Origin of the sequence: Gluconacetobacter entanii (assembly GCF_013155425.1) — a bacterium.
Classification (GTDB): Bacteria; Pseudomonadota; Alphaproteobacteria; order Acetobacterales; family Acetobacteraceae; genus Novacetimonas; species Novacetimonas entanii.
Genome location: NZ_JABJWD010000081.1, coordinates 42,254 through 53,389 on the forward strand (window position 1 = coordinate 42,254; position 11,136 = coordinate 53,389).

The 11,136-nt window shown below is 65.7% G+C and carries 14 protein-coding genes; 8 read left to right on the forward strand and 6 right to left on the reverse strand.

Going from position 1 to position 11,136, the window contains the following annotated elements; genetic code table 11:
* Positions 1–252: 252 nt before the first annotated feature.
* The 5 genes from yihA (at position 253) to HNH97_RS13855 (ending at position 4,745) form a co-directional block, all read left to right on the forward strand.
* Complete coding sequence (gene yihA, locus HNH97_RS13835; RefSeq protein ID WP_110912727.1) at positions 253–930, forward strand: ribosome biogenesis GTP-binding protein YihA/YsxC; 678 nt, start codon at positions 253–255, stop codon at positions 928–930.
* Between the two features lie 61 nt (positions 931–991).
* On the forward strand, positions 992–1,897 hold the full coding sequence (argB, locus tag HNH97_RS13840) for an acetylglutamate kinase (RefSeq protein ID WP_003618094.1): 906 nt from the start codon (positions 992–994) through the stop codon (positions 1,895–1,897).
* A 150-nt stretch (positions 1,898–2,047) separates the two neighbouring features.
* Positions 2,048–2,896: a 2,3,4,5-tetrahydropyridine-2,6-dicarboxylate N-succinyltransferase gene (gene dapD / locus HNH97_RS13845; RefSeq protein ID WP_171791274.1), complete on the forward strand. Its 849-nt coding sequence runs from the start codon at positions 2,048–2,050 to the stop codon at positions 2,894–2,896.
* Positions 2,897–2,910: 14 nt separating this feature from the next.
* Entirely contained in the window at positions 2,911–4,110 is a 1,200-nt protein-coding gene (gene dapE / locus HNH97_RS13850) for a succinyl-diaminopimelate desuccinylase (protein WP_171791275.1), read from the forward strand.
* On the forward strand, positions 4,110–4,745 hold the full coding sequence (locus HNH97_RS13855) for a hypothetical protein (RefSeq protein WP_171791276.1): 636 nt from the start codon (positions 4,110–4,112) through the stop codon (positions 4,743–4,745). Before dapE ends, HNH97_RS13855 begins: the two co-directional genes overlap by 1 nt.
* A 105-nt stretch (positions 4,746–4,850) precedes the next feature.
* Here the strand turns inward: HNH97_RS13855 and truA are convergent, their stop codons facing one another.
* Both truA and fmt read right to left on the reverse strand, forming a co-directional pair.
* Positions 4,851–5,702, reverse strand: coding sequence for a tRNA pseudouridine(38-40) synthase TruA (gene truA / locus HNH97_RS13860; protein WP_244949467.1), 852 nt, complete (start codon positions 5,700–5,702; stop codon positions 4,851–4,853).
* Positions 5,699–6,625: a methionyl-tRNA formyltransferase gene (gene fmt, locus HNH97_RS13865; protein WP_171791277.1), complete on the reverse strand. Its 927-nt coding sequence runs from the start codon at positions 6,623–6,625 to the stop codon at positions 5,699–5,701. Before fmt ends, truA begins: the two co-directional genes overlap by 4 nt.
* Here fmt and HNH97_RS13870 point away from each other — a divergent pair.
* Positions 6,624–6,767 carry a hypothetical protein gene (locus HNH97_RS13870; protein WP_167400295.1) on the forward strand — a complete coding sequence of 48 codons (144 nt, stop codon included), beginning with the start codon at positions 6,624–6,626 and terminating at the stop codon, positions 6,765–6,767. The genes fmt and HNH97_RS13870 overlap by 2 nt on opposite strands.
* Here HNH97_RS13870 and def read toward each other — a convergent pair.
* On the reverse strand, positions 6,757–7,299 hold the full coding sequence (gene def / locus HNH97_RS13875; protein WP_110912731.1) for a peptide deformylase: 543 nt from the start codon (positions 7,297–7,299) through the stop codon (positions 6,757–6,759). The genes HNH97_RS13870 and def overlap by 11 nt on opposite strands.
* Before the next feature lie 258 nt (positions 7,300–7,557).
* On the opposite strand from def, the gene HNH97_RS13880 reads away from it, so the two are divergent.
* Both HNH97_RS13880 and HNH97_RS13885 read left to right on the forward strand, forming a co-directional pair.
* The gene (locus HNH97_RS13880) at positions 7,558–8,025 is read left to right on the forward strand and encodes an Hsp20 family protein (RefSeq protein ID WP_171791278.1); all 468 of its coding nucleotides are present in this window, start codon (positions 7,558–7,560) and stop codon (positions 8,023–8,025) included.
* An 84-nt stretch (positions 8,026–8,109) separates the two neighbouring features.
* Positions 8,110–8,376, forward strand: a complete 267-nt coding sequence (locus tag HNH97_RS13885; protein WP_171791279.1) for a DUF1150 family protein — start codon at positions 8,110–8,112, stop codon at positions 8,374–8,376.
* Between the two features lie 56 nt (positions 8,377–8,432).
* On the opposite strand, the gene hpf is transcribed toward HNH97_RS13885, so the two are convergent.
* The 3 genes from hpf to HNH97_RS13900 form a co-directional block, all read right to left on the reverse strand.
* Complete coding sequence (hpf, locus tag HNH97_RS13890) at positions 8,433–9,074, reverse strand: ribosome hibernation-promoting factor, HPF/YfiA family (protein WP_110912733.1); 642 nt, start codon at positions 9,072–9,074, stop codon at positions 8,433–8,435.
* Positions 9,075–9,346: 272 nt separating this feature from the next.
* Positions 9,347–10,141 carry an LPS export ABC transporter ATP-binding protein gene (gene lptB, locus HNH97_RS13895; RefSeq protein WP_244949468.1) on the reverse strand — a complete coding sequence of 265 codons (795 nt, stop codon included), beginning with the start codon at positions 10,139–10,141 and terminating at the stop codon, positions 9,347–9,349.
* Positions 10,138–11,136: hypothetical protein (locus HNH97_RS13900; protein ID WP_244949469.1), on the reverse strand; the 999-nt coding region annotated here is incomplete at its 5' end. The genes HNH97_RS13900 and lptB, both read right to left, overlap by 4 nt.

Sequence of the window (11,136 nt, forward strand, 5' to 3'; positions counted from 1 at the left end):
CCGAAACCGATGCGGACAAACCCGCCGGGACGCAAGGCGACGCCACGACCGCGACGAAACCGGACGCGACGACGGACGCCGGCGGCGCGCCTGCGACCTATACGTCGCCGCGCAAGGGCAAGAACCAGAAAAACAAGAAGGCCAGGGAGCAGCAGAAGGCCGCCCGCGCCAATCCTTCCGCAGGCGATGGCAAGACGGGCGGGAATAACGGGGACCAGGGCAACGGCCCGAACGGGGATAAGACAGGCGGCAATGGTTGATTTCACCCCCCAGGCCCCGACGCCCGAGGAAATCGAGCGCGACCGCGAGGCCGGACGGCTGCTGTTCGCCGGGGAATGCCAGTTCGTGTTCGGCGCGCAGAAGCTGGGGCAGTTGCCTGATCCGCTGCTGCCGGAGGTCGCGTTTGCCGGACGTTCCAACGTGGGGAAGTCCAGCCTGGTCAACGCCCTGACGGGACGGCGGACGCTGGCGCGTGCCTCGTCCGAGCCGGGACGCACGAAACAGTTGAATTTCTTTGAACTTGCAGGGCGCCTGACGCTGGTGGACATGCCCGGCTATGGCTTTGCCAAGGCGGCCAAGGCGGTCAAGGAAGACTGGCAGGGGATGATGTTCTCGTTCCTGCGCGGGCGCCCGACGCTCAAGCGCGTGGTGCTGCTGCTGGATTCGCGGGTGGAGATCAAGGAAAATGACCGCCAGATCATGAAGCTGCTCGATCGCGCGGCGGTCACGTTCCAGATCGTGCTGACGAAATGCGATGTCCCGAAGCCCCCCGTGCTGGCGGCGAAACTGCGTGAAACGCGCGAGATCGCGGCAAGCCACGCCGCAGCCTATCCCACCGTCCTTGCGACAAGCAGCACGAACGGCGAAGGCATCGTTGAACTGCGCGCGGAACTTGCGCGGCTTGCATATCCGCCCCCCGCGCGGGCATGAAGGGTCCGGCTGTGATAAGGGTCATGGCCGTACAGTGTTTGATGGATTGAGGCACGATCGGATGACGTTAACAGGACCGGGCAGTCAGGATGCCCGCGAACGGGCAGATGTTCTGGCGCGGGCGTTGCCGTACCTGCGACGCTATGCCGGGGATACGCTTGTCGTGAAATATGGCGGCAGCGCGATGGTCGATACCTCGCTGTCGGATGCGTTCGGTCATGATGTCGCGCTCCTCAAGCAGGTGGGGATCAATCCCGTCATCGTCCATGGCGGCGGCCCACAGATCAGCGCGATGCTCAAGCGCCTGCAGATTGAATCGACCTTCATCGACGGCCTGCGCGTGACCGATGCGGCGATGATCGACGTGATCGAGATGGTGCTGGCGGGCAAGGTGAACAAGCAGGTCGCGGGCCTGATCAACCGTGCCGGCGCGCTGGCGGTGGGGATTTCGGGCATGGATGGCGGCCTGATTTCCGCGCGCAGGCTGGAACGCCGCGCCCGTGAAAACGGGGTGGAGACGGACCGCCTGCTCGACCTTGGTTTCGTGGGGGAACCCACGCGCATCGACCCGCGCGTGATCTATGCCCTGTCGGGATCGGGACTGATCCCCGTCATTGCCCCTGTCGGCAGTGGCGAGAACGGGGAGACCTACAACATCAATGCCGACACGGCGGCGGGCGCCATCGCGGGCGCGGTCAATGCCAGCCGCCTGCTGATGCTGACGGACGTGCCGGGCGTCCTTGATGAAAACGGCAACCTCATTCCCGAACTGACGGCGGAGGATGCCCGTCGTGGCATCGCAAGCGGCATGATCTCGGGCGGGATGATCCCGAAGGTCGAGACCTGCCTTGCCGCCGTGAAGGCCGGGGCAAAGGCCGCCGTGATCCTTGATGGCCGCGTGCCGCATGCCTGCCTGCTGGAACTGTTTACCGAAGCGGGGCTGGGCACGCTGATTCGCGGGGAATGAGGCGGCGGCCGCCTCTGGCTTCGAGAACCGGGGAATGCGTTGACAGGGGCGGCCATCCCCCGCATGGTCCGCGATCGCCCCATTTCATGCCGTCGCGCGCACCCTGAGACACAGGGGCGGCGATGCTGTCCGGAACAGGATTTGGAATTCATGACTGATACAGCCCTCCAGAGCCAGATCGAGGCCCTGTGGGAACGGCGTGAGACGCTGTCCCCCACATCCGGCGACGCGGAACGCGCGCCGGTGGAGGCCGCGCTGTCCGCACTTGATGCCGGTCGCCTGCGCGTGGCGACGCCGGGTGCTGATGGCTGGGTTGTCAATGAATGGCTGAAGAAGGCGGTGCTGCTGTCCTTCCGCCTCAACGACAACCGCCTTGTGCCCGGTGGTGGCGCAGGCGCGCCGGCATTCGACAAGGTGCCGCTGAAATTCGCCGGCTGGAACGAGGCGGAGTTCGCGCAGGCGGGCTTCCGCGCCGTGCCGGGCGCGGTCGTGCGCCGTTCGGCCCATATCGCGCCGGGCGTGGTCCTGATGCCCAGCTTCGTCAATGCAGGCGCCTATGTGGACAGCGGCACGATGGTCGATACGTGGGTGACGATCGGCAGTTGCGCGCAGATCGGCAAGAACTGCCATATCAGCGGCGGCGTGGGCATCGGCGGCGTTCTGGAACCGCTGCAGGCCGCCCCGGTCATCATCGAGGACAACTGCTTCATCGGTGCGCGTTCCGAAGTGGCCGAAGGCGTCGTGGTCGAACGTGGCAGCGTGCTGTCGATGGGCGTGTTCCTTGGCGCATCGACCAAGATCGTCGATCGTGCGACGGGCGAGGTGTTCATGGGCCGCGTCCCGGCCTATTCCGTCGTGGTGCCCGGCACCCTGCCGCCGCGCCAGCCGACCTCGGCCGAGGGCAGGCCGCTGCCGTCGCTCGACTGTGCGGTGATCGTCAAGCGTGTGGATGAACGCACACGGTCGAAAACCTCCATCAACGAGCTGCTGCGCGGCTGAAGGGCGGACCGGTCATGAGCGAGACACCCACCGGCAACGCACCCCACGGGACACACGATCCCGTGGCGCAGGAGGATGCCGGGGGTGTGCTTGCGCTGGCCCGCGACCTGATCCGCTGTCCCTCGGTCACGCCGGATGACGGGTGCGCGATCGATGTGCTCGCCACTGTCCTGCGGCAGATGGGCTTTGCGGTCACGCCCCTGACGTTCGGGGAGGGGCATGCACGCACCCCCAACCTGTTTGCCCGCCTGGGCACGGGCCATCCGCATGTCTGTTTTGCCGGGCATACCGATGTCGTCCCGGTGGGCGATGCCGCATGGCGCAGCGACCCGTTCGGCGCGCAGGTCCATGACGGCCTGCTGTATGGGCGTGGGGCGTGCGACATGAAGGGCGGGATCGCCGCCTTTGTCGCTGCCGTGCGCTGCTACCTTGCGCGGCACGACGGCCGCGTGCCCGGTTCGATCAGCCTGCTGATCACCGGGGATGAGGAAGGCCCCGCCACCAACGGCACCGTGCGCGTGCTGGAATGGATGGAGGCACAGGGGCAGATCCCCGATTTCTGTGTGGTGGGGGAACCGACGAACCCGCAGCAGATGGGCGAGGTCATCAAGATCGGGCGTCGTGGCAGCCTGAATGCCACGATCACGGTCACGGGCGTGCAGGGGCATGTGGCCTATCCCCACCGGGCGGACAACCCGGTCCACCGGCTGCTGGCCATCCTGCACGAACTGACGGCAGCGCCGCTGGATACCGGCAGCGAGTGGTTCGAACCGTCGAGCCTGCAGGTGACCAGCATCGATGTCGGCAATACCGCAACCAATGTCATCCCTGCCACGGCATGCGCGCGGCTGAACATCCGTTTCAACGACCTGCATACGGGGGCGGACCTTTCGGGGTGGATACGCACCGTCTGCGCGCGGCATGCGCCGGGGGCGGATGTCCATATCCGCATCAGCGGGGAATCGTTCCTGACGCAGCCGACGGCCGGGGTGGATGCCCTGCGCGATGCGGTGGCCGGGGTGACCGGCCATGTGCCGCGCCTTGATACCGGGGGCGGGACATCCGATGCCCGGTTTATCAGCCGTTACTGCCCTGTGGCCGAATTCGGCCTGGTCGGGGCCAGCATGCACAAGGCGGATGAACATGTGCCGGTGGCCGACCTGACGCAACTGGCACGGATCTATGACATGTTTCTGGAAAGGCTGATGGCCTGATGGCGGATGACGGCATGACGCCCCAGCCCGGCGGGTTTGGCAATATCCTGCGTGGGATGCTGCTGCTTGGACGCGGGCGGGTCGCGGGGCTCGCATATTTCGGCAATACCCGCGACGCGGTCCTGACGGCGCTTGCGCCGCGCATCGCACTGTGGCTGGTCGGCGGCCTGCTGACGATGGCGCACGCGCCCGACGCCACCAGCGTCACGCGCTGGCTGTTTTCGCTGTGCATGATCCTGCTGCCTGCGGTGGTGACCTATGCGCTGGCGCAGCGCTGGCATCGTTCCGGGCTGTGGTGCCGCTATATCGCGGCGGCATGGTGGACCGACTGGCTGTCGCCGTTTGTCATGCTGGCGGTTGCGCTGCTGATGGCGCTGGGTTCACCCGCGCTGCTGGAGACGACATATGGCGGCCTGATCATCAACGGTGTCGGCTTCGCCTACAGCCTGTGGATGACATGGTTCATCGCGCGCGTCGGGCTTGCGCTGGGTGGCGGGCGTGCGATGCTGATGGTTGGGGCCGTGCTGGTCAGCCTGACGCTTCTGGCGGTGATTACCGCGCTGCTGCCGCCGCATTACATGCCGTGGCACGATTTCATGGCGCTTCCCGGGGCTTCGTCTGGGACCAGCCACTAAGGGCTGGTAAAGGAAGGTTTTGGGGCGCCGCTTTTTTCAAGAAGGCGGCGTTCCTCTGAAGCTTTTTGAAAAAGCTTCACCAAAAACTTTCTGTTGCTTTCAGGATTATTTCGCGAACGGATCTTCGGGGTAGCCCACGCCGGTCAGGTAAAGCCCGTCCGCAGGGGCCGTTGGGCCGCCCGCGCGCCGGTCACGGGCGGCAAGCGCCTGCGCCACCCGTTCGACCGACCAGCTTCCTTCGCCCACCATCTTGAGCGTGCCGGTCATGTTGCGCACCTGATGGTGAAGGAAGGCGCGGGCCTCCGTCACGATCACGATTTCCTCTCCCTCGCGCATGATCTCCATCCGGTCGAGGGTGCGGATCGGGCTTTTCGCCTGACAGGCGGAGGCGCGGAAGGTGGTGAAATCATGCCGTCCCAGCAGCGCCTGCGCCGCCTGACGCATCAGGTCCACATCCAGTTGCTGGCGCACATGCCATACGCGTCCTTCGTCCAGTGTGGGGCGGGCGCTGCGGTTGAGGATACGATAGCGGTAGGATCGGCGGATGGCGGAAAAACGCGCGCTCCAGTTCGGCAGGACGGGGCGCGCGATCAGGATGGCCACGCGATGCGGTTTCATGTGGTAATTCAGTGCATCGCGCACCGCCGCACTGCTCAGCGGGATGTCGTCGGGGAAATCGAGGTGCGCGACCTGCCCGGTTGCATGCACGCCGGAATCGGTGCGCCCGGCGGTGATGCTGCTGACGGGACGGCCACCGGTCAGGCGCGTGGCCGCAGCCTCCAGCACGCTCTGGACCGAGGTCAGGCCCGACGCCTGGCGCTGCCAGCCGACAAAGTCGCGACCGTCATATTCGATCCTGACCGCCCAGCGGCGCACGTTTGCCGGTGCTTCGGCGCGTGGGGGGACAAATCCGGGGGGCAGGCCGCCCCATTCGGGGCGCGTGGTCTCGTCGCTCATGCGTGGGGCAGGTCGAAACGGGTGCCGACGGGCACGTCCTGTCCGCGCAGGAAGGCGTCGGCCTCCATCATGCCGCGTCCGGGGCGCTGCAGGCGCGTGATCCGCAGGGTCGTGCCATCCCCGCACGCCACCAGCAGCCTGTCATCGACAACCGTGCCGGGGGCTGCCGAGGAAGTCACGTGTTCCGGCATGACGGCCCCGATCTTGATCGTCTGGCCCGCCAGTCGGGTGAAGGTGCCGGGCCATGGCGTCATGGCGCGCACCTGCCGGTCCAGTTCTTGCACCGTTTTGTCCCAGTGCAGGCGCCCGTCCTCGCGCGTCAGGCGCGCGGCATAGGTCACGCCTTCCTCTGGCTGGGGACGGGGGAGCGGGATATCACGCAGGGTTTCGACAATCAGGCGCGCGCCCATGGCGGCAAGGTCGTCATGCAGGCTGCTCGCCGTGGTGCGGGGTGTCAGGGCAACGCGCCCTTCCACCAGCATCGCGCCGGTATCCAGTCCCGCATCCATCTGCATGATGGTCACGCCGCTTTCACGGTCTCCCGCAAGGATCGCCGCCTGTATGGGCGCGGCCCCGCGCCAGCGTGGCAGCAGGCTGGCATGGATGTTCAGGCACCCGTGCGTGGGCGTGTCGAGCATGACGGACGGCAGGATCAGCCCATAGGCCGCGACCACCGCCGCGTCGAGCTTCAGCGCCGCGAAATATTCATGTTCCGCCACGTTGCGACGCAGCGACAGCGGCGTGCGCACCTCGATCCCCAGCGCCTCCGCCGCGACCTGCACCGGTGACGGGCGCAGCGCCTTGCCCCGGCCTGCGGGACGGGGGGGCTGCGTATAGGCCACGACGATTTCATGCCCGGCAGCGTGCAGGGCCTGAAGCGCCGGTACGGCGAAGTCGGGCGTTCCCATGAAGGCAAGGCGCATGATGTCGGTCCATCGGGGAAAAGGCGCGCCGGGCGATGCCAGCGGCAGGCAGGCACCATGGGCGGCGGGGAAAGGGGCCGCCGCGCATCACGTCATCGGGGCGTGGGCATCGCGGCGGGGGATCGGGCCGGTCAGTGCTTGAGGCGCTGTTCCTTGGCGAGGCGGCGCATGATCATGTTGCGCTTGAGCGCCGAGAGGTGATCGACAAACAGGATCCCCTCCAGATGGTCGATCTCGTGCTGGATGCAGGTGGCAAGCAGGCCATCGACCTCGATCTCGTGACGCTTGCCCTCCAGATCCTGGTACCGCACGCGCACGCTTTCGGGGCGGGCGACCTCGGCATACTGGTTGGGAAGCGACAGGCAGCCTTCCTCGCGGATGGACATGGTCTCGGTTTCGGCGATGATGTCGGGATTGATCAGCACCATCGGGTTGCGCGCCTCGTCCTTGTCCGCGACATCGACGATGGCGAAGCGCAGGCCAAGTCCCACCTGCGGGGCGGCGAGGCCGATGCCGGGGGCCTTGTACATCGCGGCGAACATGCGCGGTATGGCTTCGCGCAGTCCGGCGGTGTCCTCGGGGCGGACAAGGCGCGTTTTCTGACGGAGGATCGCCTGCGGGGCGACAAGAATCGGCATCGGCGTGGCCGTTGCAATGACATCCTGATCTATCATGTTCGCGATTTAGCGATCCTGCGCCCCGGATACCAGAGGTTCCGTGTGGTCAGGGACGTGTTTTTACCGGATCCGCCCATTTTTTGACCTGTCGCTTTTGTCCGCGCCTGTGGCCGCAGGGGGACAGTTCCCTTGCGCGCCGGCGCGGATGTCCCATATCGTGAAACAGGGTGGATGCCATGACGGGTCCACCCCTGATTGTCGTCTCGCTCTGGAATTGAGGAGGCCTGAGTGTCGGGAAGAGTGTTCGGATCCCCCATGTTTCTTGGTTTTGATCATCTGGAACAGATGCTGGAACGGGCGTCGAAGAACGCATCGGACGGGTATCCGCCATACAACATAGAACAGGTCAGCCCCACGACCCTGCGCATCACGCTGGCGGTGGCGGGGTTCATGATGGAAGACCTGCATATCACGCAGGAAGACAACCAGCTTGTGATCCGTGGGCGGCAGGGTGACGACGGGCAGGGTCGCGTGTTCCTGCATCGTGGCATCGCCGCACGCCAGTTCCAGAAAGCCTTTGTCATGGCCGAGGGAATCGAGATCGGCGGTGCATGGATGGATAACGGCCTGCTGCATATCGAACTGCACCGGCCACAGCCCGAAGTGCGCGTGCGCAAGATCGAGATCGCGAAAGGCCCGTCAATCCGCGATCGCGCAGCACCGGTTGTCGATGTGCCCGGGATGCGCACGCAGCATGTCGTGCGGGTCATCGACGACGAATGAGGGATGAATGCCGCCCATCCCTGTTATCATGTGAATGCGGAAAATGATCTCCTTCATGGGGGTGTTTTCCGGCTGCTGGAGGGCATGCAATTGAGAACAACACTCCGTAACGGTCGGCTGGTGCCGTGCGAGGGCAACAGCCTGCCGCTGGATGTGCATACACTGAGCGACAGCCAGATGCGTGCGCTGGGAATGGAATATGTGGCCTATATCAAGGAAGTCGTCGTGGACGGGGAGGAGGCGTTCGCCATCCATGCCGCCGATGGCACACCCATGGCCCTGACACCGGATCGCGACATGGCGATTACCGCCGTGCTGGAACATGAAATGGTGCCGGCGCTGGTTCACTGAACCCTGCCGCATCCCGCCCTGCTGGCCGCCCCGTCTGCTGACGGGGCGGCCTTTTTTCATGCCTGGAGGCGGCCCGCGGGATCGAGCCAGCCGATATTGCCGTCATCGCGGCGGTAGATGACGTTGATCTCCTCGCTGCAGCTATTGCGGAACATCAGCAGTTTCGTATCCGCGAGATCGAGTCGCATGACCGCCTCCCCAACACTCAGCGTCGCGATGTCGGTCGGGCGTTCGGCGATAATGGTGGCATAGGGGCCGGCCCCTGCTATGGCCGGGTCCGTGTCCTCGTCCAGGCCGTCACTGGTGGCTGCCTGCCGTGTGTCCTCGCGCGCCGGGATGTCCCCACCGGGACGCAGGACGTAGCTGCGTCCCTTTTCCGTAGGCGTGGCGCGGGAACGCAGGTGCCCGTGATTGGTGGCCTTGCGGTGATAGCGGCGCAGGCGCTTGGCGATATGTTCGGCGGCGTCATCGAACGCCCCATGGGCATCGGCGGCTTCGCCTTCGCCACGCAGCGTCAGCCCGCGTGAGGCATGGAGGTTGATGTCGCAGGTAAAGAACGAACGCGCCCGGCTGAAGGTGACGCGGGCTTCCATCGCCTGTCCGAAGTATTTTTCCGAAATGCGGTCCAGGTGATCGGTCACGCGGTATTTCAGGGCGTCAGACAGGTCGATCTGCTTGCCAGCAACGCTGATGTGCATAAGGGACCACTCCTTGTTTTCGCCAAGGAAGCCATGTGCAGTGACGGAAAAAGCGATGGGCCATTTATCGTATCAGGTATGAAAATCCCCGCTCCGCATGCACGGCCTGCCCTGGCTTCAGGTTCACTCTGTTGCACCAGTTCCGGCCCACCCGTGGGCAGGGCCGGAAACCCCATCAGACATGTCCGGGGCGGTCCTGTCCATTCCTTCTTTGCATGCAAGGCGGCACGATTTTCGATGCAACCCGCCGCCCGGTCCGCAACCCGCTGTAACTAAAGTGTAAACTTCTCACCCAGATAGACGCGGCGCACGTCCTCGTTGGCGACGATTTCCTCCGGGCGGCCTTCGGTCAGGACCTGGCCGCTATGCATGATATAGGCGCGGTCGATCACCTCGAGCGTCTCGCGCACGTTATGGTCGGTAATCAGCACGCCGATGCCGCGATCCTTCAGGTGGGCGACAAGGTCGCGGATTTCGCCCACCGCGATGGGGTCGATGCCCGCCAGCGGTTCGTCAAGCAGGATGTAATGCGGCTGGCTGGCCAGTGCGCGCGCGATTTCCAGGCGTCGCCGTTCGCCGCCCGACAGCGCGAGCGAGGGGGAATGGCGCAGGCGTGTGATCCCGAATTCGCCCAGAAGCCCGTCAAGCATCGTCTGCCGCCGGTCCGCGTCGGGTTCGACGATCTCCAGCGCCGCCATGATGTTCTGTTCGACGTTCAGGCCGCGAAAGATGCTCGATTCCTGCGGCAGGTAGCCGATTCCCATGCGTGCGCGGCGATACATCGGCAACTGCGTGATATCCGCGCCGTCCAGCGTGATGGTGCCGATGTCGGGACGCACCAGCCCCACGATCATGTAAAAGCTGGTGGTCTTGCCCGCGCCATTGGGGCCAAGCAGGCCCACCGCCTCGCCACGCTGCACCTGCAGCGAGACATCGCGCACGACCGAACGCTTGCGATAGCTCTTGCCGATGCCACTGGCGATCAGGCCCCCGGCGGGTGTGACGTCGGGTGTGATGGGGGCGGCCGGCGCGGCGGTTGCGGGCAGGGGGGCGTCGGACGTGTTCATTTCGTGGTTCCCTTGTTGCCGGTTCCGGCCTGATTGGGCACGACAAGCCCGCTGACGCGCGATCCCGGCGTATCCGTCAGGGTGGCGATGCCCGTGCGCATGTTCACGATCGCGGACGCGCCGCTGATCTCGTTCAGCCCGCGTGAGATATGGACATTCCCCACGATCCGCGCGATCCCGCTGTCGGGAACATATACGCCACGATCGCCGGTCACCGCCTCGCTTTGTGTGCGGATCAGGATATGGCCAAAGGCATCGACGCGTTCAATCGCGCCCGCGCCGCCCGGATCACGCCCTGCGCCATGGGGCGTGCGTTCGGCCTTGGGCCGGTCATATCCCACCAGGATGTCTGCACGCATCTGCCGGCCGTCATTGGTGGTCAGCGTGGCGTTGCCACGGCTGACGGACATGTGTTCGCGCGAATGGTATTCCACCGTGTCACGCGCCGTCAGGATGTCCTGCGGGGTGGTCATCTTCATGTTCGTGCCGGTCATCACCAGCACGGCCTGGTCCATGTCGTACACCGCCCGGTCGCCCCATGCCTGGTCGGTATTGGTGAAGATGTGCACATGTCCCACCGCTTCGAGGCGATAGACCTCGCTGCCGCCATTGCCGGGCGTGCCATCGCCGCCGGGGGCGGGGGTGTTGTTATGGCCCATGGACTGCGACGCGGGCCGGTCGGGCGGTGGCAGATCCTCCGGCAGGGTGTCGGAATGGGTCACAAGGCTGGTATCGACGTCCGGGTCGGCGCCTGCAGTCTGCTGCGCAGCAGGGGCCGTCGCCGTGGGCGGGGTGGTCGCCACAGGCATGTTGCCCGGTGACGCGGCGGCAGGCCCGGCAGGGGAGTTTGCGGGAGGTGTCGCGGGGACTGCCGCCTGCTTCTGCGCCGGTGGGGTCGCGGCGGGGGACGGCTTCGTGGCCGGATGTTTCCTGTCCCCCGGGCGCGCCGTCTGGATCGACGCATCGGGCGGGGGCGCGTCGGGGTCCTGCATCGG